We start from the raw sequence: 25393 nt of genomic DNA, 5'->3' as shown, positions 1-25393 counted from the left end.
GGGTCTCCTCCAGTTAAGGAAGTGATCAGGAACACCACTGGTCAGACGGCCATCCACCTGGAATTCCGGTGGCCATCAGCCTGGACTCGGCTGGCCGCACATCTGGACTTTGTCACGGCCACCGTCATCCTCGGTGGCCGGGTCGACGTAGGTGACCGGGTGGTCGTCGGAGCCACCCTTCGCGCGGGCGCAGAAGTCGGACTGGACCCAGAAGTCTCCGATCGCGCTCCCGGCGCGGGTGAGTCCGAGCAGGGCGGCGAAGACGGCGGGACGATGCGTCATGCTGGGGTTCTCCTGATCTCGATGGGTGAAGGAGCGGGCGGCCGGCCTTTGCCGGTGCTGCGGCCGCCCAGTTGTGCGGGCCCCCGTCCCGGCCTCTGCGGTCGGGACGGGGCTGCTCACGCGGCCAGCCGGTGAACGGCCGGGGCCGGGAGGGTCATCAGGCTGCTGGGGTCGACGGGCGTTCCGTCGAAGCACTCCAAGCAGCAGCCGAGTTTCTTCGAGAGGCAGATGTAGAACCGCCTCCGGCACTGGCCCAGGTCTGCCGAGCCGCCATCGCCTGATCGAGGGCCCACTCCTGAGCGAGCGTCGGCACCCGCTTGGGCGCCGCCAGGTCGACGCGGAGCAGGAAGCCGCGGGTGGGGCGGGTGCACGACCACTGCGGGCGCGTGGCGCACAGCTTGCACCGCAGGATCGCGACCGGGCCCTCGTTGCCGCCGGGGCTCAGGCCCAACTCCCGTAACTGCCTGCGGGTGACCAAGCCTTCGGGCACCGTGCTGCGGTCGTACTCGGGCAGTCCTGCGTCGCCGCGCGGCACCCGGGTCACCTCGCGGCGGCGGCGCTTCTTCCTCGGGCGCGGCATCACCTGCTCCAGGCGCCGGGCAGCCGGTCGGGGCGGTGCGGGCGGGGCCGGCCGATCCGGCGGCGCGGGCGGGGGATGAGCACGAGCAGTTCTCCAGATGTTGGTGGACAGCAAGCACCGGGCCCCGGTTGTTCGTCGGAGGGCGCGGTGCGAGGCGGCCGGGCGGCCTGTCCGGTCCTCGCCCTCCCGCGGGGCGGGGTGGCGAGGGCCAGGCAGAGCGTCAGGTCAGCGGAAGGTGCGGGCGCTGAGCAGGCGGCGTGGGGTGGGTGTGCCATGCCGGCAGTCGAGGAGAGTGCGTGGTTCAGCGCTGGAGTGGGCGGACGTTGCCGGGTTCGTCGCCGAAGTCGTCGTCCCCCCGGGTCGGGGCGGGGATCGTGGCGTGCAGGTGGAGGGCTGGGCTGAACTGGTACTGCGGCGGGTGGTTGTGGACGATGGGCCGCAGTGTCAGGCCCGCAGCGCGAAGATGCTGGCCAGGGCCCACATGAGGGCGGCGAGCCCGGTGGCGGCGGCGCGGCCCCCGGCCGGGGCGGCGGACCAGATCATGGCGAGGCTGCCGATCCCGAACAGCAGCCAGGCGATGCGGGCGCCGGGGTTGCCGAGGAACCCGCCGACCAGGCCGACCAGTCCGGTCATCTGCCAAAACGCGTACAGAGCGGCCGGGGCGACGGCCAGGTGCGCGCCCTGGTCGGCGAGGAAGGCGCGGATGGGGTGGTCTACCGTGCCCCACAGCCGCTGCCGTCACCGGCGCCGGTGGCCGAGGCGGCGGAGAGGCCCTTGAGGGTGGTGGAGACGATGTCGATGGCGGCGTCGACCACCATCAAGATGATGCTGAGCCCGCCGAACCGTGCCGCCGCCTTGATCCAGGTGGCGATCTCGTGCCAGCCGGCGTGCCGGGCCTGGAAGACCTCCTCCCATCGCCGGTGGAGGAAGCCGCCCTTGTGCCAGGACTCCTTCCACGCGGTGCGCAGCTTCGCGAGGCGCTGCTTGTTCTTGCGGTCCGGGGGCGGTTCGAGCTGGTCGAGGATGCTGTTGGGGTGGGCCTGGTCGTTCACGTCGTTGTGGGACATGGTGCAGCTGCTCCTTCGTCGAGGGATCGGTGAGCGGGCGGGGCTGGTCAGCGGATCTCGTTGCGGGTGCGGGCGAAGAACGCCCCGCGCGTGGTGCTGTTGTTGTGGATCTCGGTGTGGTGGGTGACCAGGCCCTCGTAGACGTTCTTGGTGACGGCGGAGCGGGCCTTGCTGATCGCGCCGCCAATGGCGGTGGCGGCCATGGCCAGACCCGCGACCGGCAGGGTGGCCATGAGGACGCCGTTCAACGTGACGGAGGCGAGCCCCTGGAGCACGAGCCAGGCACCGCAGCCGATGCCGGTGATCCCGGCGCCCACGCCGATGGAGGCCACCGCGAGCCCCGCTGCCCAGGCCGGGACGATCCGCCGGTCGGGCTGCGGCTCGGGCGGGGTGGTGCCGAAGGCCGGCGGCTCGGTGTCGTCGCGGAATGAGGTGGGGTGATGGCGTACGGGGTTGCTCGCCCAGTCGTCGATCAGGCGGCGGGCGTCGGCTGCGGCCTCGGACTCGGGCATGCCGTACTGGGTGTCGAGGGGGTCCATCGGTCTTCTCCGATCACGCGAAGGGGGTCGCGCTCCTTGCCGTGGTGGCCTGTAGGGCGCGTGGGGGAGGGGCTCGCGACGGCGAAGGGCGCCGCCGGATGGCGAATCCGGCGGCGTCCTTCGGCGTTGCGTAGCAAGGGAGTTGGGCTCTGGCGTTGGGGTAGTCACCGCACACGCGCCCCGGGCATCCTCGGACCAACAGGTGCGGGGAAGGGGCTGGGGTGGAGTTCGTCTTCGAGTGCGGGTGGTGCGGCGGGGAGAACTTCTTCGTGGGCAAGCAGGTCGGCTTCTGGGTCGACAAGTGGGAGGTGCCCTCGGAGTGGGACTGCCGTTTTTGCGACGGGCTCAACTACACGCCCGACCCACCGTGGACCGAGGCGTAGGTCAGAAGCTGGAGATCAGTCCGGCGAGTGAGGCGAGGCCGCTGTTGATGGCCGGGGCCAGGCCGGTCGCGGCGAGGGTGAAGCCGAACAGCGTGCAGGCCAGCGCGGAGCCGACGCGGACGGAGCCGCCTTTGACCAGGACGAGGACGATGATGCCCAGCAGCACGGCGGCGGAGATGGAGAGGGCCATGGCGGTGGTGCTCCTTCGCGGGGGTCGGGTGGGGCCGGCCGCGTTCGGGCGGCCGGCCCCGGGTGGGTGTGATCAGGCGTCGGTGAGGCTCTTGATGGCCTCCAGCGCCTGGCGAGGAGAGGCGACCTGCTCGGAGCGGCGACCGCCGCTCTGGCGCCCGGCGTCGCCCTTGCCGCCGCTGCCGCGGCGGCGGGGCCGGCCCTCGCCCTCGTCGTCCTCGTCGGGCTCGGGCCAGAACTCGCCGGGGCGCGGGGGCTCGTTCCAGTCGAACCACAGGCCGCGCTTCTCCAGCTCGCTGGTCTCGTGGTCGGTGAGCCGGTTGACCTCGTCGGGGAACAGCTCGGAGAGGTCGGTGTCGAAGTCCGCGTACAGCGACCGCATGAGGACGGCGCGGCCGTTGTCGAGGACGATGACGGCGACGCCGCCCGTGCTGACGCCGTTCTCCGGGTCGGCCTCGCCGCGCATGGCCCGCTCGATCGCGGAGCCCTCCTGGCGGGAGTAGCGGGCGGGATGGTCGGTACGTCGTAGGCGTTTGTGCTCTCCGCCCGCGCGGAGGTGGTCCGATCTCCAGTCTTCAGCCCGCTGGCGTGGGGAAGTGCTCTCCGCCCGCGCGGAGGTGGACCGGTCGGCCCCGGGTCGGCGGCGGCGACAAGCCCGGAAAGTGCGCGAGGTGGACTGCGCGGCCTACCTCTTTGTCAATGGACAGCTCCACCAGGAGGATCTCGGGCACCTTGCCGAGGGTATTCAGCGGGATGGCGGCCAGCCTGTGGGCATCGAGCGTCCACCCCGCAACCGACGCCCCTTCGCCCCGCCATCGACCGTCTGCTCGCTCGGGTTCGTGGCGCGGAGGACGAGAGGACCACGATTCCTCGGCAGTGATCGAGCGACCGTCGGGGCACAGCTGGCTTTGTACGCGAGGACCGACAGCACCTGACGTAGCTTCCCCGGGGAACGCCGACCGGACAACGCCGGCGCGAAGGACTCTCCGGCCGGACCGCTGGTCAGGCAAGTGCGGGCTGTGGATCGCACTGGTCGCACATCTCCAACCCGGCCCGGATCCGGGGGTCTGCGGCGGCCTCGCGCGCGCGATCAGCCCCGCCGCCCCGAGCCGGAGGAGGGTCAGGACGTGCACTTCGAGGTGCTTCTCCGCTTCGAGACCGGCGGCCCGGCGGTGACCGGCGTGTGGGAGGACAAGGACACGGCGCTGCGCAAGCACCGCGAGCAGCTCAGGCTCTACGGCGGCGACTCGCACGTCCTGGAACTCGTCGAAGTGACCGACGACGGCGAGCGGCACCTGCTCAAAGCATGGCCCCCGAACCAGCCGCAGGAGTAAGGGCGGGGGTATCGCTCAAGCACGCCACAGAGGACACCGAGGCGGAGCTGTGCTGCGGCCAGTTTTCACCCAGGGCCCTGACAGGCGGTCGGCACGCGGCCATGGAGAGAACCACGCTCTCGGTCGGGGCGCGTCTCGGCGTCGAGACGCGCCCCGACCGAAACGAAGGCGCGCGCCGGAGCGGCCGGTCGTCAGGGTGAAGGCGCGGCGCCAACAGGCCCCGGAGCGTAGCGGAGGACTACGGCCGGGTGGCGGGCAGACGGCTGTCGATAGTCACCACCACCGGCTCTCCCTCGGCGTGTGCCGCGTGGGCGAGCACCTCGGCCGTGGCCTGGTAGACCTCAGAGGCCATCGCCCAGTCGGCATAGGCGGCCAGCGTCTCGTCGCTGTCGTCCGCTCCGTGCGGGGGCTTCGCCGAGCGGTAGAGGGCCAGGAGTACCGCGACGAGGGACCGGCCGGAGAGCACGGCGGCCACCAGCCCGGCCTCGCGTTCTTCAAGAGCCGGGGCACGGAAGTGCGGGTGGGAGCCGGCCAGGGACGCCACGAACTCCCAGGTGTCCCGGTGGCAGACCAGCGTGGCCGACGCGACCCGCCCGGCCCGCATGATCGCCCAGATCCGCCCAGCCTCACTCAGGGCGGCCGGTTCCTTCACCTCGCTGGGCGCTGGTTCCTCGGTGCCGGCTGTCCGCGCCGCCTGGAGGGCGGCTCGCTCCTGCTGCTCTTCATGTTCGTCGGCGCGGCCGGGTTCGGACAGCGCGGCAGCAGCCGGTTCCTCACCTGCCTTCGGGGCGTCCTCCCGCGGATCCGGAGCGGCATTATCCGCCGGTTCCTGATCGTCCAGAGCGTTGCCCGCCTCCGCGCCAGCGCCCGAGGGGAAGGATGTCGGCGCCGGCTCCTCCATCAGCTGCCGCTGCTGCGGGAGGAGACCGTGCTCCTCCTCAACAACGCCTGCTGCCCTGTCGGCCGGCCCGCCGGCAGGCGCCGGTGTCGCGGTCCGGAGGAGGGCGAGTACCTCCCCGACGTCCAGACGAAGGCCCTCCAGCCCGCTGCGCAACTGGTCGACGTCCCGCCGTAGTTCGGCCACTGCGGTGACCGCGTCACCAGCCCGTTTGCCCGCGCTGTTCGCACTGGCGCGCGTCTCTTGCTGGGACGACTTCAGGTCGGCCAGGCCGCTGTCCCGCAAGGTGGTGATCTCGCGGGTGAACGTCGCCCGTAGATCCCTCCAGCTCGCCCACGCGGCCATCCAGGTCATCGACCGACTTCTTCATCTCGTTCTTCGTGTCGATCAGCAGCGTGACGACATCGTCCCTGCGCGCCAAGACACCCTCCAACAGGCTCGCGTAACAAGGCGGTTGCGCTGCGTAGTGTTCCGAAGTGGGGGGAGGAATCTGCCCGAGTAGGGCGAGATTGGCCGGATCGTCATACGAAGTGGCCGAACCGGGCAACGCCGAACCGACGTCCGCTCCGCCGCATAACCTCTGGCTGAACAGGCTCAGCGCACATCGAATTCAGCACCGGGAAGTTCGTCGGGGGACAGGTCGGGACGGAGACGCCCGATCCGCACCGGATGCCGCCACCGGCCGCTGTCCCAGGCCGCGTCGCCCTCGGACTCCACGACAGCCGCGGGCCGCACGCACCGGTGCTCCAGCGCCTCGCGCGTGCCCCAGCCCGCGGAGAAGGTGACCCCCGCCAGGGGTGGTCTGGAGCGGCCGTGCCCAGGACGCCGCCGATCTGCTGGCGCAGCGCGCGGGGGAGCGGTGTACTGCGGGCGACCAGGCGCAGGCAGCCGTCCTGGTCCCACCGGCCGAGGAGCACGGTGCCGGGCAGGGTGATGGGTCCGGTTCTCCAGACTTCGACGTGTCTCATGAGGCATGGGCTCGTTGAGAGACATGGTGCTGTGGGCACCGCAGCCACGCCTGCCCAGCGACATGACGGCCGCCAGGCTTCCCGCTCGGAGCGCCGTGCAGACCGAGCCCGCCGTTGGGATCGAGTCTGATTCATCATTGCTGACGCACAGCTGGGCACTTGACCCACCGTGGCTGCCAACGATTGACGCTCCCCATAGGGTCCCCGAACGGGTAGGAGGGGCCGGTGAAAGGAAACCGTTGCCGTGAGTAGTGGGCACAGCGAACTCCCGCAGTTGCTGACGGCGGCGGAGACGGCGGCGCCGGTGGATGCCGTCGACGTGGTCGCCGAGTATCTGCGACGGCGTTTCAGGGCCTCGGAGGTCTCTTTCCTCATTGTGGATCTCACGGGGAAGGCGGTGGCGCGGCTGTCCTTCGCTGCCGCCGCGGGGGGCAGGCAAGGGACGGAGCGGATCCCCTTGTTCGGCAGTGTCTACGAGGAGGTGATCCGTACCCAGCGGCTGTATCAGGAGGCGGTCGGGCAGGGGCAGCGGCTGATCGTTCCGGTCACCAACCGCGGGGACGCGATCGGGCTGCTGGAACTCTTCGTGCCGGCCGACTCCGGGGAGGACATTCTCACCGCGGTCGGGGAAGCCGCCCATGTCCTGGCCTACATCGTGATCGCGAATGGGCGCTTCACCGACTTCTACACCTGGGGCAAACGCTCCAGGCCCCCCACTCTGGCAGCGGAAATCCAGTATCAGCTCCTGCCCCCGTCGCTCTCGTGCGAGGCTGCGCAGTTCGCTCTGTGCGGGAACCTGGAGCCCTCCGAAGCCCTCAGCGGGGACACCTTTGACTACGCCTTGGACCGGGACACCCTCCACCTGTCGGTGACCGACCCCATGGGACACGACACGGACGCCGCCCTGGCCGCCACGCTCCTGGTGGGCGCTCTGCGCGGTGCCCGCCGCGCGGGGGCCAGCCTGACCGATCAGGCTCACCGTGCCGACCAGGCGCTGGCCGCCCACGGCCACGGTCACGCCACCGGGCAGCTGCTGCGCGTCAACCTGCACACGGGGCAGGCCCAGCTCGTCAACGCCGGCCACCCCTGGCCTCTGCGCATGCGGAACGACACGGTGACCGTGATCCCCTGCGAGGTGGACCACCCTTTCGGGATGTCCGACATCACGCCCCACCCCTACCGGGCCCAGGACATTGACCTGCGTCCCGGTGACCGTCTCCTCATGCTCACCGACGGCATGCTCGAACGCCATGCGGAGGAAGTCGACCTGATGGCTCTGCTGAAGCGCACCCGGGATCTGCACCCGCGCGAGACCACACTGGTGCTGACGTCCGCCGTGCGGGAGGCGGCCGGCGGCCGGCTCGAAGACGACGCCACGGTGATGTGCCTGGACTGGCACGGTCCCCAAGAGACCCAGCGACATGTCAGCTCCGGCGCGGACACTCGGCAAGCCTCTGCCGGCCGCCCGAAGCAGCAGCCGTGAACAGTCGGCGAGCGCTCTCGGACCTCGCATCTTCCTGGAAGCCTGTCTTCCCGCGGGCCGTCAGCTGCCAAGGCCGTCTCTGGGCATCCCGTTCATGGGGGCTGAATCCGACAGGTGCAGGCGCGGTATTGGTGTGCCTCTCCCAGTACGGCGCTTCGAAGTCGCGCATCACCCCCTCCTGCCAAGCCCCGAGCTCCCGCACAGCCAGTACTCCGTGGACTTCTTCGCCGCCATCCCAGATCGTGGCGCCGGCGCATGATCGGCGCCCAGCTCAACGTCACCGAGGCCCGCCACAGCCTCGCCCGGAAGATCTTCTTCGGGCAGCGCGGTGAACTGCGCCAGCACTACCGCGAAGGTATGGAGGACCAGCTCGGCGCCCTCGGCCTGGCCCTGAACGCCGTGGTGCTGTTCAACAGCCTCTACATGGACGCCGCCGTCAAGCAGCTCGCCGCCGACGGCTTCCCCGTGACCGACGACCTGCTCGCCCGGCTCTCGCCGCTCCAGTACGACCACATCAACTTCCTCGGCCGCTACGCCTTCACCCGGCCGGCCGCGCCGGGGCTGCGGCAGCTACGCGACCCGCACACCGCCGATGACGACGGCGACGGCGGGCCGGGCTGAGCGTCAGGAGCCGACCAGGGCGCTGATGAGCTTGCGTGCCCTCGCCTTGGTCAGCCGCTTCGCGGCCGTCGCGCAACGCTGCCGGGGAGCGCGCGGGGCGATGTCGCGGCCCTTGATCACCTTGGCGAACTCGGCGTCGAACCGCTCCTTGCCGACCTTCTCCGCCAGCGTGGTCAGGTATTTCACTTGCGCGGCCGTGGCCGGCTCCGTCTTCGCGGCCCGCTCACGGCGAGGGGCGTAGATCCGCTCGTTCTCCGCCTTGCGGGCCGCCTCGGCTTCCGGGCTGCGGCAGGTGACGTGCACGGACTCGTGCCAGGTCTGGGTGCCCGGTTTGCCGGTCACCGCCTCCCACAGCGCGTTCGTCGTCAGCGCCGACTCGTCCACGCCCTCGGTCAGGCCGGGGCCGACGAGCGCGTAGTAGCCGGTGTTGCCCCGGGGGAGGACGGCGAACCCGGCCGGGATGGCGTGCGCGGTGAGCCAGTCCTGACCGCACCCGCAGTGGCGAGCGTGGCAGCGGGACCACTTGCTCTCCAGCGGTGCGTACACCAGGCGGTCACCGCAATACTTCGCATCCCTCTCGACTCCAGACACGAGCCACGGTGTGTCACCGGGCATCCCGGGCGCGACACCGTCCCACGTCACCCGCATGACGGACCTGTCCCCGGCACCGCACAGGCGATCCATCACTGCTTTCGGGACGGTGCCGGTCACTCCTGCTCCGGATCCAATCCGGAGTCGTCTTTCGGGAGGAATTTTCCATGCTCCTCGTTCCGATGGAGTGTCTTGCCGCGAATATCGGGGTCGGCCATGTCGATGTCGATGAATGCTTCCCTCGCGCCGTCGGTGAGCGGCCGATCCGGATCGGGTACGCCCGCACATCGACCGCCCGCCTTGAACTGGCGAGCCAGCTCGAAGCCCTCCACCGAGCCCAGTGCCACAAGGATTTCAAGGAGCAGATCAGCACCCGCGTCAAGGTCCGGCCCGAGCTGGAGAAGGCGCTCGCGCTGGCCCACCAGTTCAAGGAGGCCGCGCCGGAGACGCCGGTCATCTTCACGGTGCACGAGCTGAAGCGTCCGGCCAGGAACGCGGCCGAACTGATGACGCTGTCCGCCGAGCTCCAGGCCGGCGGCATCCAGCTCGAACTCCTCACCGGCCCGCTCACCGGCATCTACGACCCCAACGGTATGGGCGCCATGTTCTTCGCCGTGCTCGCGGTCGCCGGCAGATCGAGCGCAACTACATCCGGGAGAAGACCCTCGAAGGCCAGGTCACCGCGGCGGCCAAAGGCAACCACGGCGGACGGCCGAAGGTCATCGACGACGACATGCTCACCTCGCCGTCGCACTCAAGGACAAGGGCCTGCCCGTCCCGGAGATCGCGTAAAGCTGATCATCAAGACGGGGAGGAACGCGGGCATGTCCCCGTCGGTCGCCTCGCTCTACAGGGCCCTCGCCGAGGCCGAGAACGCCACGGCGGACGACAGCCTGCCGCTGCGGCCCAAGCCCGTCCGCCTTCGCCGGCCGGAGGACCCGCTCACCTCCGAGGAACTCGACCTCCGTGAACGCCTCCAGGCCCAGCCCCGCCCGAACGCGGAGACGGGGAGCCAGACCCCGTGAGCGCCCTTGGCGCCAGCGGGCGTACCGCCACCCACGGCCGTGCACCATGATCCGTGGATGCAAGGTTTTCTGAATTCATGATTCCGTGTACTGTCGTTGGTGTGCTGACTCTCGCTGCTGACATCGAGGTGCTGGCGCGGTTCGGCCGCGCCCTCGCCGACCCGATTCGCTGCCGGATCCTCCTCGCCCTGCGCCAGGCCCCGGCCCACCCCGCCGACCTCGCCGACACCCTGGACATCTCCCGGACCCGGCTGTCGAACCACCTGGCGTGCCTGCGCGACTGCGGCCTGGTCGTCGCGGTGCCGGTGGGCCGCCGCACCCGCTACGAGCTCGCCGACGACCGCCTCGGTCACGCGCTGGACGACCTGCGCACCGCTGTCGTGGCGGTCGAGGCCGACAAGAACTGTGTCGACGCGGACGAGAAGGGCTGCTGCTGATGTCCGCCGGGATATCCATCGGCACAGGCCCGGCCCCGGCCCGCCGTGACGCGCTCGCCAAGCGCATACGGCTGCTGGTCGCGGCCACCATCACCTACAACGTCATCGAGGCCGTCGTCGCCATCACCGCCGGAACGATCGCCTCTTCCACCGCGCTGATCGGCTTCGGCCTGGACTCGGTCATCGAGGTCTCCTCCGCCGCCGCGGTCGCCTGGCAGTTCTCCGCCCGCGACCACACGGTGCGCGAGGCGCGGGAGAAGCGCACGCTGCGGATCATCGCGGTGTCGTTCTTCGCGCTCGCCGCGTACGTCACCGTCGATGCCGTCCGCGCGCTGGCCGGCACTGGCGAGGCCGAACGCTCCATCCCCGGCATCGTCATCGCCGCCCTCTCCCTCGCGGTCATGCCGTTCCTGTCCGCCGCCCAGCGCAAGGCCGGCCGCGAACTGGGCTCCGCCAGCGCAGTCGCCGACTCCAAGCAGACCCTGCTCTGCACGTACCTCTCTGCCGTCCTCCTTCTCGGCCTGGTCCTCAATGCCACCCTCGGCTGGTCTTGGGCCGACCCGATCGCCGCCCTGGTCATCGCCGCCATCGCGGTCAAGGAAGGCCGCGACGCCTGGCAGGGCAAAGGCTGCTGCGCGGCACCCGCCGCCGCGGCGGTCCCGACCGTCGACGTCGAGACGGACGCGTGCGGATGCCGCCCCGGCTGCGACTGCTGCGGTTGAACCGACACCTGCACACCCAAAGGGCCCCGGCCGTCATGTGGCCGGGGCCCTCTGCTGTCCAGGATCACGGCTTAGATGCCGTCCCACTCGGCCTCGTACCAAAGGCCAGGTCGGCGGGGAAGGTCCTCGATCGGACGGGCGAGCATGGGAGCGATCGGCGGGGACAGAGCAGGCACACGGCCACCAGGGTGCAGCACGGGGGATAAACGGGTGCCGCGAGTGTGCACCGGCCCGGAGGTGTCCCTGGGACGGCACGCCCGTGCCGCCGGCATCGGCGTCACCAGCGAAGCAGTGCTGAGGCATGATCCAGATTTTTCGGAGTTCGGCGGTCTGCGGATGTCGAGAACGTGCCACCGGCTCCGTCCCAGGGGCATCAGCGGCCACCACCGGCCGCACGAGGAAGAAGGAGAAACCAGCATGGCGATTCAGCGGATGGACAACGTCGGCATCGTCGTCGAGGACATGGATGCCGCCATCGCGTTCTTCGTGGAACTCGGTATGGAGCTGGAGGGCAGGGCGGAGGTCGAGGGCCTCGTCGCCGACCAGTGCACCGGACTCCACGGCGTCCGCTGTGACATCGCGATGGTCCGGACCCCGGACGGTCACAGCCGGCTTGAGCTGTCGAAGTACCGCAGCCCCGCAGCGATCAGCGCCGGGCCGCGCGACCGGCCGCACAACATTCTGGGCACGCACCGCGTCATGTTCGCCGTCGACGACATCGAGGACACCGTTGCCCGCCTGCGCCCTCACGGCGCCGAACTCGTCGGCGAGATCGCCCGGTTCGAGGACAGCTATCTGCTCTGCTACCTCCGCGGCCCGGAGGGCATCATCGTCGGACTGGCCGAGCAACTGCACTGAGCAGGGAAAGAGGCGTTCAGCCCCTCCGTTTACATGCCGACTTGCAGGACGGTGGAGTCATGGGCGAGCACAACCCGGACCAGGACGCGTCACTGAACCGGCGCGGCCCCGCTGGACGCCGTGCAGGCCCGCGCCGTCACCGACGGGCTGTGCGAGGCGATGGACGACCTCCGGCGCCGACGCTCGCGTGCTCGTCGCCCGGGTCCGGCGCGCGCACGCCGCCGCGTCCGAACGCCTCTCGGCTACAGCACTCATTCCGCGGTAGCCGTGCGGCGCTCCCGGGCCCTCTCCGTCGCTGCGGCGTCGCTGTGTCCGGGTATCAACCACGTTCGGCGGCCAGGGACTCGAAGGTCTCCCGCATGAGCTGATCGGTGGCGCCAGGCTGTTCGACCACAGAGTCGAAGAGGTCGGCGAGCAACCAGAGCACGAAGGTGTGTACCAGTGCCTCTTGCGGGGGGATCGCCCCGAACTGGTCGCGCCAGGCCACGGTGTCCATGCCCATGACTGCGGCCATGAGGACGCCGGTGACCATCGGTACCTGAGTGGGGGCAGCCAACTCGAAGCCGGGGAGCTTGCGGACCACGGCCGGGATCAGATCACTCAGCGGACTACTCCCTTCGCCACGGGCCGACCTGGAGGCCGTAGACGCCGGGCCCGCTGAAAACTACGGGACCACCTGGAGATACCTGGAGCAGCTGCTGGGCACGCCCGCCCCGTACTGGCACCACACGGTGCGCGACCCCGCCCTGATGACCGACTGGAAGCCAGGAGCCGCCACCTTGCACATACCGGCCGCTGTCCGCCCGGAGCCCGGGCCGCTGCTGTGCCTGGCGTCCGAGTCGCCGCTGCCGGTGAGGGTGCGCAGGCGGACGAATGTGGCCTCCAGCCCTGGGCTGTCGCCGCGAACGGCGTGGTGGAAGGCGAGGGCGGTCTCCAGGGCTGCTTCGGCCGGTGGTCACGCCGGCCACGTGGGCCAGGTTCAGGTTCAGGTTCAAGACACCCTGGGGCAGACGGCAGCCAGCTCTTCCCCTGCCGGGCTGCCCGGCGACGGACACCACGACCGGCTGGGTCTGACGGACCGCCCCCTTTGCCCCGCCAGCAGGAGCTGGCGGGTACGGGCGTCACCCTGCAGAGAGCGCGGCAGCGTCTCCGAGCCGTGATCCTTCGCGTTCACCTGACTCCTCTTCCGCAACTCGTTGACCTGTCACGCTCCGCGTGACTCCCCTCGCCCACGGGCAGATCCTTGGCTCGACGAACCTCCCCCGCGTACGCAAAGGCTGGGGAGCGACTCAAGGATGAGGGAAAAGCGACTGTAGGTGTTCAGTTGCTGGGGAGATTTTTCCTCGGGAGGGCGCTGGCCTGCAGGTTTCTTGTATACAGCGACTGAAGCGACTGAAGGTCTGCATCTATGACACGCACGCGCACCCGTGAATGTCGTCATAGTCTAAAACTTGAGTCGCTTCAGTCGCTTTTTTGCTGTCGCAGGGGCTGTGAGCTGGTGTTTTGTACAGCGACCGAAGCAGCGACCGAAGCAGCGACCGAAGACGCCACCCGAGGCGAGAGGACTCCTCGCCCTCCGAGACAGCGACTGAAGACATGTCCGCGTCCCCCCGCGCGGGGCCGGGTCGCCACGCCGAGCCCTGTCTCCGCCCCCCTGCGGGATATTCGCTAAGGTGTGGCCACCTTGTTCTGAACTTGAGTCGCTTCAGTCGCTGTCAGGGAAGTGAGCGCACGCTGACCTGCACTTTCGTTCCAGCGACTCAAGCGACCCGATCGAGTGGGCTCAGTAGCTGGGCCGAGGGGACCGTCATCTCTGCAACTGCCGCGCGAGACATGCTTGCTGTCGCCCTGGAATGCGCGACAGCACGGTGGCCTGTCCACCCGCTCGCCCCCGGCAGGAAATCTCCCGCGCGCAACTGTCCCGCCTGCCAGGACGGGACGCACACCCCGGCCTCCTGCCCGTGCCTCCGCACGGGCGGCTGGTGCCACGGCTTCCATGCCGCCACCACCGACACCGCCCGTATCACCGCTCGCTGGGCGACGAGACCGGCGAGCGGTGTCGGGGTGTCCTGCGGCCCCGCTCAATTGGTCGTCATCGACATCGACGCCCGCACCAAGACACTCCCCGAACGGGACCGGCTCTGGCCCGGGATCCCCATCCACGACCACGTGGACCTCACGGGTCTGGCCAACGGCTTCCACACCCTTGCTGTCCTGGCCGCCCTCCGCGGGGCTACGGACCCCGCGGAGGACGAGACCACGATGCGGGTACGCACTCCTTCCGGCGGGCTGCACGTCTGGTACCAGGCCCCCGCATCACCCGACTTCCAGTGCTCGACCGGGTCGGGCACAACGCGGGCCCTGTGCTGGCAGGTGGATGTCCGGGCCCACGGCGGTTATGTCGTCGCCCCCGGCACCATCACCAACGAAGGCACCTACAGCCGGCTCGGTACTGCCGCACCAGCCCCCCTGCCCCCCTGGCTGGCCAGGGAATTGATCCGTACCGGCCACACCGCCTCGCACACCGTCCGCATCGACCACGCGCAACACCGCCCCCCGGCAGCCGGAGGACCTAAGCCCCGCCCCCGGGAAGGCGCCGCACGGACGGAAGGCAACCGTGATGCCGTGGCCAAAGCCATGGAGACCGTGCTGACGGACGTCACCGGATGCGCGGTAGCAGCCGAGAACATGGGCTTTTCCGAGAAGCTCAACCGAGCCGCCTACACGATCGGTGGCATGGTCGCCGCCGGGCACCTGGACCAGCACACTGCCGAGCAGACCCTCCAGGCCGCAGCCGACTACGCCCGCCCGCGCCAGCACAAACGTGCCCAGCAGATCATCCGCTCCGGCCTTGCCGCCGGAGCCCAGCGCCCCATGTATCCGGGAGTCCGCTCGTGACCGCAGCATTCGACCCGGCCGCGGTGGCACGCCAGATCCTCCAACAGCCCTCCGCGTCCCTTCCGGCCCAGATCCCTGCCGGACGAGCGCGGCCGGCGCCGCCGTTCGAGACCACAGATACCGGCCTGCTCCCGGACTCCATGACCGACCGCGGCCTGGCCAAGACCTTCGCCCACCTCTACTCGCGCGAATTCCGCCACGTCAACGGCCTGGGCTGGTACAAGTGGTCCGGCGCCCGTTGGGAGCCCGACGAGCACGAGACCGTGGTGTGGGCGGCCGGCGACATGGCCGAGACTCTGGCTACCACCGACCCCACCGGCACCTACACCGACGCCGAGATGCGCCGCGAACGCCGACGCGCGATGTCCACCTCCGGCATCAAGGCCGTGCTCCAACAGGCCCGCTCAGCCCGAGGCATGCTCCTGGACGCCTCTCTCCTGGACGCCGATCCCTACAAGCTGTGCACCCCCGGCGGCGTCGTCGACCTGAACACCGGGGGCCTTACATCGCCCGACCCCGAGGTCGACTTCCACTCCCGCAGCACCTCCACCGCACCCCAGCACATGCCCACGCCCCGCTGGGACCGCTTCTTGACCGACACCTTCGGCCAGGACGCCGAGGGCCGCCAGATGATCCGCTACCTGCACCTGCTGCTGGGCTACTCCATCACCGGCGACGTCGGCGCGCAGATCCTCGCTTTCCTCTACGGCATGGGCAAGAACGGCAAGTCCGTGCTCCTGGACGTCATCGTCAAGCTGCTCGGCGACTACGCAGACGCCGCCCCTCCCGGCTTCCTGATGGCCAAGCCGTTCGAGTCCCACCCCACCGACCTGGCAGAACTCCACGGCCGCCGCGTCATCGTGTGCAGCGAGCTGAAGTCCGGCGACCGCTTCGACGAATCCCGGGTCAAGCTGCTGACCGGCGGCGACCAGCTCAAGGCCCGCCGCATGCGGCAGGACTTCTTCTCCTTCACCCCCACCCACAAGCTCTTCCTGCTGGGCAACCACCGACCCGAGGTCGGCACCGGCGGCTACGCCTTCTGGCGCCGCATGCGCCTGATCCCCTTCGAACGGATCATCCCCGACGAACGCAAGATCGATAACCTCGCCGACATCCTCGTCCGCGAGGAAGGCCCCGGCATCCTCGCCTGGCTCATCGACGGCGCCCGCCGCTACCTCGCCGGCGAAAAGGACCTCGCCGGCCCTGAACGCGTGAGGGTGGCCACCACCGCCTACGCCGAGACCGAAGACCACATGGGCCGATTCCTCTCCGAGACCTGCAAGATCGAGCCGAATCTGCGCGCCGAACAGAAACACCTCTACCTCGCGTACTGCCGCTGGTGCGAGAGCGAAGGCGCCACCCCCGTCTCCAGCCGCGCCTTCGCCGCACGGGTCCGGGAGACACTGGGTATGCGTTCCCCCAAGGAGATGGCCACCTCGAACCAGAAAAAGTTCTACCCGGGCATCGGCCTGATCGCCGACATCACCGACGAGGAGACCGCGTGAGCGCGCTGATCGACCCCGAGGACCTCGCCCACGAGGAGACCCTCGTCTGGCTCGAAGACGCCACCGAACTCGACTACGTCCGCCAGACCCTCGACCGGGTCTCCTCCCGTCGCCGCAAACCCCCCTACCACCGCGACGGTCGCCTGATCGGCTACGCCACCCTTACCCCGACTGCGAAACCCTCCCGCGCCTCGGGCACCTACCTCCGGCGCGTCTTCTGGCTCGCCCCTCACGACCGGGACCAGGACCCCACCGGCCTCTACTCCACCGGCGCCCCCTCCGAAGCCATCGACCCCCGCACCCTCAAGCCCACCGTCAAGGGCTACAAGACCGAACGCTCCGAAGGCGGCCCCGCTTCCGACGCCATGCGCGAAATGGGCATAGAGCTACCCCGCGTCTGAAACCCGCATCCTGTGAGCTTGAGTCACTCCGGTCGCTGCCCGCCGCCGAACCGAAGAGGAGGAGACCCCCGACTTCCCGCATCCCGACCCGAACGTCAGTCGCTTCAGTCGCTGAGATGCTCCGCGCCATTGACGGCCCGCTCCACCACAGCCACGAGGACTGCCCTCTGCTGTCAGCCGGAAGAACCCTGATGAAGGGTCGGCAGGAACCAGAAGGCAGCGCCTCCCGCTCCGCCGGGAGGCGCTGCCCAACGAACAGCAGGTCCCGCAGCCCGCGGCTGCCCCTTTTATCGCAGGCACCAGTGCAGGCAGACCCGGGGTGAAACACTCAGCTACCTGTCGCTTCGCCGTAGCATTCGTCCGCCGGGAGAGTCAGGTGGGCCGGTAGCCGCGGCTGCGGGAGCCGGTGCGCGTCACCAGCCCCTGCCCCTCCAGCAGCCTGAGTTGGCAGTGGACGCTGAAGCGGCTGGCCAGACCGCCGGCGCCGGCGGTCTGGCGGAGGGCGGGCGGGTCCCCGGTTCCCGGTTTCGATGATCCGGTCGCGCAGGAAGCGCAGGAAGCGCAGGACCGCGGCCTGGCGCTCGCTCAGGTGGTCCATCCCACCGCTCCTCGTGACCGCTCGTCCCGGACGTGGCGGCGGAGCGCGGCTGTCCCGGGCCCTCTGCCCACCGAGGAGGGGGCGTCCCCTGCCGGGTGCCACCAGATGCGGGTGGACAGCAGCAGCAAGCGGCGCCGCAGGGCAGAAGGGTCGGCCGGGGCGGGGGAGGCGAGCGCGGCGTCCGTGCGGTGCCACGCGCGCTGCGCGGCATCCGTGCAGGTCAGGTTCATGTGGTGCTCGAACGAGGAGTTGGCGGTCCAGCCTCTGTGCCCGAGGCCGTCAGCCGAAGGGGGGAGACGGCGCCCGTAGGAGGTACGTCGGACGCACGGCGCCGCCTTGCCCCGGCGTCCGCCGCCAGGCGGCAGGCCATGTCACCACGCCACCGACTTCGCGCTCGCGCGCGTTACGCGCTGCCCGCCGTCCTCCTCCTCGCCGCCCAGGCGGCCCTGATGCCTCTCGGCACTGCCCACGCCCAGCAGCCGGTCGAGCACACGTTCCGCATGCTCAAGCAGACCTCGGGCTGGACGAAGCCGGTGTCGCAGGCCGCAGGGTCGGCAGAAGCGGTATGAACCGGTGGAAACCGCGTACTTCGGTGGGTGGGACTGAGAGGGCGGCCCCGCTGCGAGCGTGTCCGCCCAGGCGCTGACGCCTCAACCGCTGTGGCCCGCCAACCGCTCCACCGCCGACACGACGCGGCAGGCGCCGTCCTCGCGGCGGACCACCGCCGACACCTGACGTGCCCGCCGAACGTACTGGTCCTCCCGCACGGCGCTCCGTACGGCCTCGGCGAGTATCGGGGCCGACAGCCCCCGGAACGGCACCGCCCCCGGGCTGACCGAGAGAGCGGCCAGGCGCGACGCCCAGAACGGCTGGTCCAGCATGACCGGGACCGGTACCTGCGGGACCCCAGCGCGGAGCCCGGCCCCCGTCGTCCCGGCCCCCGCATGGTGGACCACGGCCGCCATGCGGGAGAACAGCCAGGTGTGCGGCACCTCCGCGACCGTCAGCACGTCGTCACCCTCGACATGGAGTCCGGCCCGCCCGCTGTGGACGACACCACGGACGCCGGCGAGTTTCAGGGCGTGCGCGATCAGGCGACCGAGCCGGTCCGGATCGCTGGGTGACATGCTGCCGAAGCCCACGTACACGGGCGGCGGTCCCGAGGCCAGGAAGTCCCGCAGCCGCGGCGGAGGTTCCCAGCCGGGGGGCTCGGGCGGCCACCAGTACCCCACCACGTCCATGCCCTGCCGCCAGTCGGCGGGGCGCGGTACGACCGCCGGGGAGAAGCCGTGGCAGACGGGCCAGACTGATCCGCGCCGCCTGAGGGCAGCGCTGCGCACGCCCAGCATCCGCCGCAGGTGTCGCACTCCCGGCTTGAAGGCTGCTGCCAGCACCCCCTGGGCGCACTGTCCGGCGATCCGGTTGCCGGCCGGACCGCATGACGGCATGCCTGCGATGACCGGCGGGAACTCCCGGGTCGGTGCCAGCGGCTGCAGGAAGACCCCGAGGCAGGGCAGCCCCAGCCCCTCCGCCGCTACGAGTCCCAAGGGGGCCAGGCTGCCGGACACCAGCAGAGCCTCCGCTCTTGAGGCACAGGCCCTGGCGAGGGCGTCGGCCATCAGGGGCGCGAACTCCCGTGCCAGGCGCATCTGCTCGACCGGCGAGAGGGGGCCCTGGGCACCGCCGGGTCTCCCGCCGGACCGGGCGGGGTCCGCCTCCGCTGCGGCGGCGAAGCGGTCCATGGGAAGCGGGTGGAAGTCCAGGCCGCTTTGGCGTACCAGGTCAGCCGAGCGCCGGTCCGCGGCGAGCGTGACGTCGTGCCCGGCGGAACACAGACGTATCCCGAGGCCGGTGTAAGGGGCGACGTCTCCTCGTGAACCCGCTGTGGCGATCAGTATGCGCATCTGTGCGAGGGCCCCTCTTGGTCGTGTCAGTCCCGGCGTGCGATCACCCGGTAGGCGTTGGAGAGGCGGGTGCGTCGCGCGAACGGTGCCAGCAGGGCGTCGAGTCCGAACAGCAGGAGCAGCACGGGCGCGGCGGCAGCCAGGGCCAGCGCGCGGCTCCATCGGGAGAGCGGTCCCGGCCGCCGCGGTAGCCACGGTGCGTCGCCGCTGGGCAGGACGGCTGTGAGGATGTTCGCTGCGGCCGATGTCAGATCGGTGGGTACGTGCGGCCGGCGCCTGTCGGTGGCCACCACTGTGAAACCCTCCTGGGCCAGTGACTGGCAGAGGTTGTCCAGGGGGATGAGGTGCAGGTGCTGCGGCTGGAGCCACGGTCCCCACCACTTGCCGAGCATCTTGGCGGCGGACGACTGCGGATCGGGGACCTCGATGAGGAGGTGACCGCCGGGCCGGAGGACAGTGTGCGCGGCCTGCAGCTCCTGCCGGGGCGCCGTCGTGTGTTCCAGGTAGTGGAACATGCTCACCACGTCGTACCGTCCGGCCAATGGGGTGGCCAGGTCGGTGAAGGAACCCTGGTGGGCTTCGGCAACACGTCCGTTGAGGAGGGCGAGTTCCACTCCCTCGCCTCGGTCGAGCCCGTGGAAGGCCGTGGCGGGGTGGGTCTTGCGGGCTTCGGTGCAGAAATGGCCGTGGCCGGTGCCCACGTCCAGCCACTGGGAGGGTCGGGTGAGCTGGACGAGGGCACGGGCCCTGGAGCGGTAGAGCCGTTTGGCCAGCGGCGAGGAGCCGAGTCGGGCCATGGTGGCCTCGCCGAGGCCCTCGTAGCAGTCGCGGTAGTAGAAACGCAGGCCCTCTTCGCTCAGGCGCGGGTTCTGGAAGAGGTGTCCGCAATCGAGGCACCCCTCGACGACGAATGTCCCCGGCTTGCCCTGCACGTGATCGCGGGTGCGCAGATGCACGCTCAGATGGCAGGAAGCGCACCATGGGCAGGCGGTGCGCCTAGGTGCGAAGAACGTCTCCAGTCCGCGTTCCAGCTCCCGCGCGTAGAGGGGCCTGCGTGTGGCGATCCGCTTGGCTTGAGCGCGCATCGATTTCTCCTTCTGAGCCACCTACTCGGCCGTTGTGGTGCTCGGTGGGCCCGGCTGCTGCCGGGGCGGCATCTCGCGGGCCGGTGCGTTCCGTCCGTCCACGCCGTCATGGGCTCCCGCTCGCGGCACCGGCCCTGGGCGGGCCCTGGGGTCAGCCGCTACTCCGCGCACCCGGCGTACGGACCAGCGGCGCACGCATGGCCTCTCGACCCCGGCGTACAGCCCCCAGGAGGCGGCGAACACGAGCGGGAGAGCGCACAGGACGGACGTCGGCGGGCTCCAGCCGCGGTCGGTCAGGGCCAGGAACACCAGCCCCAGCACCATGAAGTGCACGAGGTATACGGCGTAGGAGATCTCGCCGAGAAAGACGATCGGGCGCGTCCGCAGCAGGGAGGGTCTCTCCCGCAGATCCAGCTGGGCAACAGCGTGCACGAGCAGGACGAGGGGCAGCACGGTGGCGGCCGCGTACATGAAGCGGGGCGGCAGGACGGAGCTGTACATGATGAGGGTGCTCACCACACCCAGCGCGGCAAGGAGGACACCGGTGCGCGGTAGCCGGACCCCCTCCCGGGACATCCGGGCCACCAGCATGCCGAGGACGAACTCCGGGAGGCGGCTGAGCGGCAGCACATACAGGAACCAGTAGTCACGGAAGAACGAGCCGCCCGGGTTGACGACAGCCGCGCAGAGCACCGGAAGTGCCCATACGGCCGCGACGGCCATGCCGGCCCCGACCAGCAGCCCCCGTCGCGAAAGCCGTTCGACGAGGGGGCGCAGCACAGGGAAGAGGAGATAGAAGAATCCCTCGGCGGCCAGGGACCACGAGACCGGGTTGCCGGCCGACACGAAGGTGTCGCTGGGCACCCACGTGTTCACCAGGAAGAGACTCGACAGGTGAGCGGTGATCCCCCTCGCGGCCGGGGCGGACGCCGCGCCGGCGCACGCGAGCACGGCCACCACCACGGCCCAGGTGACGACATGATTCGGGAGGATCTTCGCGGCCCGGCGCCGCCAGAAGGAGCGCGCCGTGTCGGAGGGTCGTGAGGAGTGGGTGAGCACGTACCCGCTGAGGATGAAGAAGAGCGACACCGAAGCTGCGCCCACCCACACCTCCGGGCCGAGGGACAGCGCGAGGTAAGGGTTGAGCAGCAGCATGCTGTGCGTGTAGACGACGCCTCCCGCGGCGGCGAATCGCAGGCCCGTCAGGGACGGTAACCGCGCCGGACGGGCACTCGCGCCATGGTGTGCCGGTGGCACCGGCTCAAGGAGTCCGGCGAGGGCTCTGCCGAGCAGCGCGGCGGTCTTGGGCGGCAGCATGAGGAAGGAGCCCATCTGTGGCCTCCGGGAGAGAACTGCCCAGGCGAGGCCGCCTCCCGCGGCACATGGCCGTACGGGAGCGCGGAGGTAGCCTGAAACGGATGACAGGACTTGGCAGGTCTCCGTGCGCAGGAATGGGCGACCTCTCGCGCGGACGGGACCATTGACCCACCGCGGTCCGACGCGTGCCTAGAGCGGCGGCGCGTTCATCACCCGCACGGCCTAGCGTTTCCGTCGGGGGTTCGCCTGTTTTTCCGACAGCGGGTTGCTGGTGCCGCCGGGCTTGACCACGCACCCTCCACCCCGACCGCGGCCCACTCCGGCGACAGTTACTCTTGCGCCTGGCCCGGGTCGGTGGGACACGGCGTCCACGGCGCCGCCAGCTCCCGGCGCGCGAACAGCTCCTCCAGACGCGCCCTGCGCTCCCGGTAGGGGAGTCGCATGAGCTCCTCGGGAAGCCGCCGCTCTGTTCCTGGCCGTGGGCGAAGACTCCCCGCTGTTCGGCATGGAACCGGCGCCGAACACTGCACCCCACCGGGGCCGTGGAACCCGGCGCCCGGGCCGGGAAGCCGCTGAACGGATCGACGATGCCGCCAAGCGCGACCCGGACTCTCCGACGGCTACCACCGGTTTCGGTGGCCGGGCCGCCCAGGCATCTGCGGAACGAACCGAACCCGTACGACGACGAAGACGGCGAATAGGGTGGCGGCGCATTTTTCACCCGTACGGTCGAGCAGTCCCGTTGCGGTTCGCTTTCTTTGCTGGTCAACGGCATGGTCTGGGGATCTTTCGAGCTGACTCGCCGTCAGGGAGCGCTGGGCTCACGGTCGGTGGTGACTGACCGCCGGTGTTCCGGTCGCGCAGGACAACGGTCAGCCATTCCGAGGACGTCCCGGGGTTCTTTGTACTGCCCCCAGGGGGTCGGGGAGCAAAGTCCGGCATGGATGACGCACGCCCGCCGCTGCACGCGAACTACGGATGGCTCGTCCAGCACTCCGAAACACTCATCCCGTGGGTGGCGATAACCCTCACGCCGCGCCGCCTCACTCGGAACGCCCCGGCCCCGTTCACGTATGCGGCGTGATCCGCTGTCCACCCGGAACGCGATGCGGAACAACGCTCGCTGACGTGTCCCTCAGACCGTGAACACGCCAGCCGGGGTGATGAGGCTCTGTCCGCCAGGGGTGGTGACCCGGACGTCGTATGTGTTTTGAGAAAGGTGGGGCGGGACGATTGCGCTGATCTGAGCGGGGGAGCGGGCCACGTAGTCTGCCTGGACCGTTGGACCTCCCGCGGTCGGCGTGAAAGTCACCGCGGTAGCCCCTGTCAAGCAGGTGCCGGTGATGGTGAATGTTGAGCCGACTGACGCGGAGGAAGGCCGCATGTTTGTGACCGCAGGGGCACCGTAGTAGGTGTACTGGCCGTCTGCTCCATTAGGGACGCTGGTGCCACCAGCCGTCGTTACAACGACATCCACGGTGTCTGTGCATACACCAGGTTCGAAGGGCGCATGCTCGGGTGCGACTGCCACGAGTACGGTGTCCGATTGGATGATGATGTCGGTCGCGTCTCCCACGTCTCCGAAGGTCACGGACCTTGTGGTGGTCAGGTTCTGGCCGAAAATGGACAAGGATGCGGCGGTGAGAGGCCCGGCGCTGGGATTCAGGACCTCGATCTCTGGCGGCGAGATGTAGAAGAAAAGCAGGTAGTTGCTGGTCAGAGGTCCCGTGGTCACCGAGACTTTGTACTGGCCGGCAGGGAGTTCTGGGATCATGCAGGTGACGCTGGTGGCGGTCACGCTGGACGGGGTCACTGATCGGGACCCGAAATTTACTCTGCTCGTGGACGACAGCCCCGTACCAGTGATGAGCATGGGTACGGCATGGTGGCTCTGGGATGGGCTGATCGAGGTGATGACAGGTGCCACAGCCCCTCCTTGGATATAGCGCGAGCCGCAGAAAACGCAATCGGCGACACGAATGGAGGCAGAATGCGCAACCTCGGGGGCATCCATCCATCGTCTACCAGTGGCTGCGGCCACAAACGGTCCGCAACAAAATGACGTCACCGAGAAAGAGCGACCCGCTGGCCGGGAAGCATTCAGATATTAATCTCCGAACACGCCGTGGAAACAAGGAAAAGAATATCTGTTCACCTGATATGCCGAGCGCGTAGTGACCCGCGCGGCGTCACGTGCGCCCTTCTCACAATTTTCCGGTGACCGGCGCACATGGCACAAACCGCCCCCGTTCCCCTCGGCAACGTGACTCGCCCAGCGGGCAACTCCGACTCCCTCTCTCACGTGTCCAGCGGCCACGTTCCTGGCCTGCCGCGGCGGCCATGGCTGCCCGGCCCAGAGGCCCCGGGAGAAATGGCCTGCGGTGAAGGTGATGGTCTGGTTCGCCGCCGGAAGGCCGGTAACCACGTCGGTCGGCGTGGCGCTCAGGAACGGCAAGTACACGTGCGGCAGGAACAGCTCGGCCAGAGCCGAGGCGGCGTGGGCAGGGCGGATCCGGATCCTCCCCGCCTCGGAGCGCAAGCCGCTGGGAGACCGCATTGTTCCTGGACCAGCGGCCGATGCCGGGTTCAGCCCGCCGGAAGCAGGACCTCCAGCCCAAGGATGCCCGCGATCTGCCGCCGCAGCGCCGTCGGCAACGGTGTGCCGCCTGGCTTGCCGGGGGCTCAACGGGTCAACGTCATCGTGGCCGGAACGGGCGTCGGCACATGGTGGTGCCCGGTCGCCGCGCCGTGCGGGCAGTATGGCCGCCATCTGCTGCCGGGCCTGCGGCCATGACACACCTCCCGGTCACTGGCCGACGCCGGCCAGTAAGCGGCCACCGACAACCGGTCGTTCGTCGCCGAACGCCGCGCATCGCTGTGCGGCGCAGCAGCAACGCCTGGCCATCCACCCACCTCCGTGACACCTCCGCCGGCAGCGAGTCCAGCACCGCCCGCTGCACCAGCTCGTCACGCCCCGGCGAAGTCCCGTCAGCTTCCCGCCACTTGGATCTGGCAGGGCGATGCGCCGGTCCGAGGTTCCGGGACGGGACCGGCGGACCGGCGCTCAGCAGAGCTACGGCTGGTACTGGAAGGCGGCGCCGTTGCTGGTGCCGCCTGGTGAGTGGACGGTGACAGTGACCGGGCCGACGCTGCCGCCTGGCGCGGTGGCAACGACCATGGTGTCGGAGACAGCGGCGAACGACGCCGGAGTGGCGTCGAAGAGCACGGTATCGGTGTACGTCAGGTTGCTTCCCTTGATCAGGACGCTGTCCCCGCCGGATGCCGAGCCCGCGGTCGGGCTGAGGGAGTCGATGACCGGCAGGTCGACGTAGGTGTAGTAGGCGTTGCCCAACCCGACCGTGCTGGTGCCGCCCGGCGTGGTGGCCGTGACCAGGACGGTTCCCGTACCGGCGGGGGCGGTGGCCGTGAGCTGGCTGTCGCTGACCACCGTGATGCCGGTGGCCGAGCCGGCCCCGAAGTGCACCGCGCTGGTGAGAGTCAGGCCGGTGCCGAAGAGGGTGACGGTGTTGCCGCCGCCGCTGGGGCCCATGTCAGGGCTCAGGCCGGTGAGGGTCGGGGCCGCGACGTAGAAGTACGGCAGCGGATTGCTGGTGCCCGCCGCCGTGGTGACCGTGACGTTGACGGACTGCGCCGCTCCCGCTGGTGCCGTGACGGTGAGTTGGCTGTCGCTGACCACCGTGATGTTGG

General features: G+C 69.9%; 29 protein-coding genes and 2 pseudogenes. 13 read left to right on the top strand and 18 right to left on the bottom strand.

What is annotated here, in order from left to right; all coding sequences use genetic code 11:
• Positions 1-75: 75 nt before the first annotated feature.
• The 5 genes from ABD339_RS31605 to ABD339_RS31585 form a co-directional block, all read right to left on the bottom strand.
• The gene (locus ABD339_RS31605) at positions 76-282 is read right to left on the bottom strand and encodes a hypothetical protein (RefSeq protein ID WP_344570604.1); all 207 of its coding nucleotides are present in this window, start codon (positions 280-282) and stop codon (positions 76-78) included.
• 157 nt (positions 283-439) lie between these two features.
• On the bottom strand, positions 440-862 hold the full coding sequence (locus tag ABD339_RS31600) for an RRQRL motif-containing zinc-binding protein (protein ID WP_344570603.1): 423 nt from the start codon (positions 860-862) through the stop codon (positions 440-442).
• Positions 863-1306: 444 nt separating this feature from the next.
• Positions 1307-1495 (bottom strand): hypothetical protein, encoded by a 189-nt coding sequence (locus ABD339_RS31595; RefSeq protein ID WP_344570602.1) that lies wholly within the window; start codon positions 1493-1495, stop codon positions 1307-1309.
• Positions 1496-1575: 80 nt separating this feature from the next.
• Positions 1576-1929: a hypothetical protein gene (locus ABD339_RS31590; RefSeq protein WP_344570601.1), complete on the bottom strand. Its 354-nt coding sequence runs from the start codon at positions 1927-1929 to the stop codon at positions 1576-1578.
• Between the two features lie 47 nt (positions 1930-1976).
• Entirely contained in the window at positions 1977-2468 is a 492-nt protein-coding gene (locus ABD339_RS31585) for a hypothetical protein (RefSeq protein WP_344570600.1), read from the bottom strand.
• Positions 2469-2689: 221 nt separating this feature from the next.
• On the opposite strand from ABD339_RS31585, the gene ABD339_RS31580 reads away from it, so the two are divergent.
• Positions 2690-2851 (top strand): hypothetical protein, encoded by a 162-nt coding sequence (locus tag ABD339_RS31580; RefSeq protein ID WP_199812944.1) that lies wholly within the window; start codon positions 2690-2692, stop codon positions 2849-2851.
• A 1-nt stretch (position 2852) separates the two neighbouring features.
• Here the strand turns inward: ABD339_RS31580 and ABD339_RS31575 are convergent, their stop codons facing one another.
• The gene (locus tag ABD339_RS31575; RefSeq protein ID WP_344570599.1) at positions 2853-3041 is read right to left on the bottom strand and encodes a hypothetical protein; all 189 of its coding nucleotides are present in this window, start codon (positions 3039-3041) and stop codon (positions 2853-2855) included.
• Between the two features lie 72 nt (positions 3042-3113).
• The gene (locus tag ABD339_RS31570) at positions 3114-3506 is read right to left on the bottom strand and encodes a hypothetical protein (protein ID WP_344570598.1); all 393 of its coding nucleotides are present in this window, start codon (positions 3504-3506) and stop codon (positions 3114-3116) included.
• A gap of 661 nt (positions 3507-4167) precedes the next feature.
• Here ABD339_RS31570 and ABD339_RS31565 point away from each other — a divergent pair.
• Positions 4168-4374: a hypothetical protein gene (locus ABD339_RS31565; protein ID WP_344570597.1), complete on the top strand. Its 207-nt coding sequence runs from the start codon at positions 4168-4170 to the stop codon at positions 4372-4374.
• Between the two features lie 238 nt (positions 4375-4612).
• Here the strand turns inward: ABD339_RS31565 and ABD339_RS31560 are convergent, their stop codons facing one another.
• Both ABD339_RS31560 and ABD339_RS31555 read right to left on the bottom strand, forming a co-directional pair.
• Positions 4613-5626, bottom strand: coding sequence for a hypothetical protein (locus ABD339_RS31560; protein ID WP_344570596.1), 1014 nt, complete (start codon positions 5624-5626; stop codon positions 4613-4615).
• 240 nt (positions 5627-5866) lie between these two features.
• Entirely contained in the window at positions 5867-6007 is a 141-nt protein-coding gene (locus ABD339_RS31555; RefSeq protein WP_344570595.1) for a hypothetical protein, read from the bottom strand.
• A gap of 477 nt (positions 6008-6484) precedes the next feature.
• Here ABD339_RS31555 and ABD339_RS31550 point away from each other — a divergent pair, with 477 nt between their 5' ends.
• Positions 6485-7723, top strand: coding sequence for a SpoIIE family protein phosphatase (locus tag ABD339_RS31550; RefSeq protein WP_344570594.1), 1239 nt, complete (start codon positions 6485-6487; stop codon positions 7721-7723).
• Between the two features lie 249 nt (positions 7724-7972).
• A pseudogene (locus ABD339_RS31545) lies at positions 7973-8344 on the top strand (Tn3 family transposase); the annotation flags it as partial.
• Positions 8345-8347: 3 nt separating this feature from the next.
• Here ABD339_RS31545 and ABD339_RS31540 read toward each other — a convergent pair.
• On the bottom strand, positions 8348-8935 hold the full coding sequence (locus ABD339_RS31540) for a hypothetical protein (protein ID WP_344570593.1): 588 nt from the start codon (positions 8933-8935) through the stop codon (positions 8348-8350).
• 167 nt (positions 8936-9102) lie between these two features.
• Here ABD339_RS31540 and ABD339_RS31535 point away from each other — a divergent pair, with 167 nt between their 5' ends.
• The 4 genes from ABD339_RS31535 (at position 9103) to ABD339_RS31520 (ending at position 11977) form a co-directional block, all read left to right on the top strand.
• Positions 9103-9960 carry a recombinase family protein gene (locus ABD339_RS31535; protein ID WP_344570592.1) on the top strand — a complete coding sequence of 286 codons (858 nt, stop codon included), beginning with the start codon at positions 9103-9105 and terminating at the stop codon, positions 9958-9960.
• 101 nt (positions 9961-10061) lie between these two features.
• The gene (locus ABD339_RS31530) at positions 10062-10397 is read left to right on the top strand and encodes an ArsR/SmtB family transcription factor (protein WP_344570591.1); all 336 of its coding nucleotides are present in this window, start codon (positions 10062-10064) and stop codon (positions 10395-10397) included.
• Positions 10397-11119, top strand: coding sequence for a cation efflux transmembrane domain-containing protein (locus tag ABD339_RS31525; RefSeq protein ID WP_344570590.1), 723 nt, complete (start codon positions 10397-10399; stop codon positions 11117-11119). The genes ABD339_RS31530 and ABD339_RS31525 overlap by 1 nt, the downstream gene beginning before the upstream one ends.
• A 417-nt stretch (positions 11120-11536) precedes the next feature.
• Complete coding sequence (locus tag ABD339_RS31520; RefSeq protein ID WP_344570589.1) at positions 11537-11977, top strand: VOC family protein; 441 nt, start codon at positions 11537-11539, stop codon at positions 11975-11977.
• Positions 11978-12296: 319 nt separating this feature from the next.
• On the opposite strand, the gene ABD339_RS31515 is transcribed toward ABD339_RS31520, so the two are convergent.
• Complete coding sequence (locus tag ABD339_RS31515; protein ID WP_344570588.1) at positions 12297-12560, bottom strand: hypothetical protein; 264 nt, start codon at positions 12558-12560, stop codon at positions 12297-12299.
• Positions 12561-13573: 1013 nt separating this feature from the next.
• On the opposite strand from ABD339_RS31515, the gene ABD339_RS31510 reads away from it, so the two are divergent.
• The 3 genes from ABD339_RS31510 to ABD339_RS31500 all read left to right on the top strand — a co-directional run bounded on the left by ABD339_RS31510 (position 13574) and on the right by ABD339_RS31500 (position 16781).
• Positions 13574-14875, top strand: a complete 1302-nt coding sequence (locus ABD339_RS31510; RefSeq protein WP_425576156.1) for a bifunctional DNA primase/polymerase — start codon at positions 13574-13576, stop codon at positions 14873-14875.
• Between the two features lie 140 nt (positions 14876-15015).
• Positions 15016-16380 carry a DNA primase family protein gene (locus ABD339_RS31505; protein ID WP_344570606.1) on the top strand — a complete coding sequence of 455 codons (1365 nt, stop codon included), beginning with the start codon at positions 15016-15018 and terminating at the stop codon, positions 16378-16380.
• On the top strand, positions 16377-16781 hold the full coding sequence (locus ABD339_RS31500) for a DUF6009 family protein (protein WP_344570586.1): 405 nt from the start codon (positions 16377-16379) through the stop codon (positions 16779-16781). The genes ABD339_RS31505 and ABD339_RS31500 overlap by 4 nt, the downstream gene beginning before the upstream one ends.
• 372 nt (positions 16782-17153) lie before the next feature.
• Here ABD339_RS31500 and ABD339_RS33935 read toward each other — a convergent pair.
• A pseudogene (locus tag ABD339_RS33935) lies at positions 17154-17288 on the bottom strand (hypothetical protein); the annotation flags it as partial.
• 78 nt (positions 17289-17366) lie between these two features.
• Positions 17367-17609, bottom strand: coding sequence for a hypothetical protein (locus ABD339_RS31495; protein WP_344570585.1), 243 nt, complete (start codon positions 17607-17609; stop codon positions 17367-17369).
• 138 nt (positions 17610-17747) lie between these two features.
• Between ABD339_RS31495 and ABD339_RS31490 the strand changes: the two genes are divergently transcribed.
• On the top strand, positions 17748-17948 hold the full coding sequence (locus ABD339_RS31490; RefSeq protein ID WP_344570584.1) for a hypothetical protein: 201 nt from the start codon (positions 17748-17750) through the stop codon (positions 17946-17948).
• Between the two features lie 81 nt (positions 17949-18029).
• Here ABD339_RS31490 and ABD339_RS31485 read toward each other — a convergent pair whose 3' ends face one another.
• Genes ABD339_RS31485 through ABD339_RS31475 form a run of 3 tightly spaced genes read right to left on the bottom strand, consistent with a single transcriptional unit; the run spans position 18030 to position 21700 of the window.
• The gene (locus tag ABD339_RS31485; RefSeq protein ID WP_344570583.1) at positions 18030-19283 is read right to left on the bottom strand and encodes a glycosyltransferase; all 1254 of its coding nucleotides are present in this window, start codon (positions 19281-19283) and stop codon (positions 18030-18032) included.
• A 26-nt stretch (positions 19284-19309) separates the two neighbouring features.
• Positions 19310-20368 (bottom strand): class I SAM-dependent methyltransferase, encoded by a 1059-nt coding sequence (locus ABD339_RS31480; RefSeq protein WP_344570582.1) that lies wholly within the window; start codon positions 20366-20368, stop codon positions 19310-19312.
• A 21-nt stretch (positions 20369-20389) separates the two neighbouring features.
• Positions 20390-21700, bottom strand: a complete 1311-nt coding sequence (locus tag ABD339_RS31475; RefSeq protein ID WP_344570581.1) for an acyltransferase family protein — start codon at positions 21698-21700, stop codon at positions 20390-20392.
• A gap of 925 nt (positions 21701-22625) precedes the next feature.
• Between ABD339_RS31475 and ABD339_RS31470 the strand changes: the two genes are divergently transcribed.
• Complete coding sequence (locus ABD339_RS31470) at positions 22626-22769, top strand: hypothetical protein (protein ID WP_344570580.1); 144 nt, start codon at positions 22626-22628, stop codon at positions 22767-22769.
• A gap of 51 nt (positions 22770-22820) precedes the next feature.
• On the opposite strand, the gene ABD339_RS31465 is transcribed toward ABD339_RS31470, so the two are convergent.
• Both ABD339_RS31465 and ABD339_RS31460 read right to left on the bottom strand, forming a co-directional pair.
• A complete protein-coding gene (locus ABD339_RS31465) occupies positions 22821-23699 on the bottom strand; it encodes an IPT/TIG domain-containing protein (protein WP_344570579.1) in 879 nt (292 codons plus the stop codon).
• 1059 nt (positions 23700-24758) lie between these two features.
• Positions 24759-25393: IPT/TIG domain-containing protein (locus ABD339_RS31460; RefSeq protein ID WP_344570578.1), on the bottom strand; the 635-nt coding region annotated here is incomplete at its 5' end.

Origin of the sequence: Streptomyces axinellae, from assembly GCF_039532135.1 — a bacterium.
Lineage (GTDB): Bacteria > Actinomycetota > Actinomycetes > Streptomycetales > Streptomycetaceae > Streptomyces > Streptomyces axinellae.
This window is presented reverse-complemented; position numbering and strand designations above follow the sequence as displayed.

Coding starts and splice junctions, on each gene's coding strand:
- ABD339_RS31605 (WP_344570604.1), bottom strand. CDS start 282: ATGACGCATCGTCCCGCCGTCTTCGCCGCCCTGCTCGGACTCACCCGC.
- ABD339_RS31600 (WP_344570603.1), bottom strand. CDS start 862: ATGCCGCGCCCGAGGAAGAAGCGCCGCCGCCGCGAGGTGACCCGGGTG.
- ABD339_RS31595 (WP_344570602.1), bottom strand. CDS start 1,495: ATGACCGGACTGGTCGGCCTGGTCGGCGGGTTCCTCGGCAACCCCGGC.
- ABD339_RS31590 (WP_344570601.1), bottom strand. CDS start 1,929: ATGTCCCACAACGACGTGAACGACCAGGCCCACCCCAACAGCATCCTC.
- ABD339_RS31585 (WP_344570600.1), bottom strand. CDS start 2,468: ATGGACCCCCTCGACACCCAGTACGGCATGCCCGAGTCCGAGGCCGCA.
- ABD339_RS31575 (WP_344570599.1), bottom strand. CDS start 3,041: ATGGCCCTCTCCATCTCCGCCGCCGTGCTGCTGGGCATCATCGTCCTC.
- ABD339_RS31570 (WP_344570598.1), bottom strand. CDS start 3,506: ATGCGCGGCGAGGCCGACCCGGAGAACGGCGTCAGCACGGGCGGCGTC.
- ABD339_RS31560 (WP_344570596.1), bottom strand. CDS start 5,626: ATGACCTGGATGGCCGCGTGGGCGAGCTGGAGGGATCTACGGGCGACG.
- ABD339_RS31535 (WP_344570592.1), top strand. CDS start 9,103: ATGCTCCTCGTTCCGATGGAGTGTCTTGCCGCGAATATCGGGGTCGGC.
- ABD339_RS31525 (WP_344570590.1), top strand. CDS start 10,397: ATGTCCGCCGGGATATCCATCGGCACAGGCCCGGCCCCGGCCCGCCGT.
- ABD339_RS31520 (WP_344570589.1), top strand. CDS start 11,537: ATGGCGATTCAGCGGATGGACAACGTCGGCATCGTCGTCGAGGACATG.
- ABD339_RS31510 (WP_425576156.1), top strand. CDS start 13,574: ATGTCCGCGTCCCCCCGCGCGGGGCCGGGTCGCCACGCCGAGCCCTGT.
- ABD339_RS31505 (WP_344570606.1), top strand. CDS start 15,016: ATGACCGACCGCGGCCTGGCCAAGACCTTCGCCCACCTCTACTCGCGC.
- ABD339_RS31495 (WP_344570585.1), bottom strand. CDS start 17,609: ATGAACCTGACCTGCACGGATGCCGCGCAGCGCGCGTGGCACCGCACG.
- ABD339_RS31490 (WP_344570584.1), top strand. CDS start 17,748: ATGTCACCACGCCACCGACTTCGCGCTCGCGCGCGTTACGCGCTGCCC.
- ABD339_RS31485 (WP_344570583.1), bottom strand. CDS start 19,283: ATGCGCATACTGATCGCCACAGCGGGTTCACGAGGAGACGTCGCCCCT.
- ABD339_RS31480 (WP_344570582.1), bottom strand. CDS start 20,368: ATGCGCGCTCAAGCCAAGCGGATCGCCACACGCAGGCCCCTCTACGCG.
- ABD339_RS31475 (WP_344570581.1), bottom strand. CDS start 21,700: ATGGGCTCCTTCCTCATGCTGCCGCCCAAGACCGCCGCGCTGCTCGGC.
- ABD339_RS31470 (WP_344570580.1), top strand. CDS start 22,626: ATGGATGACGCACGCCCGCCGCTGCACGCGAACTACGGATGGCTCGTC.
- ABD339_RS31465 (WP_344570579.1), bottom strand. CDS start 23,699: ATGGATGCCCCCGAGGTTGCGCATTCTGCCTCCATTCGTGTCGCCGAT.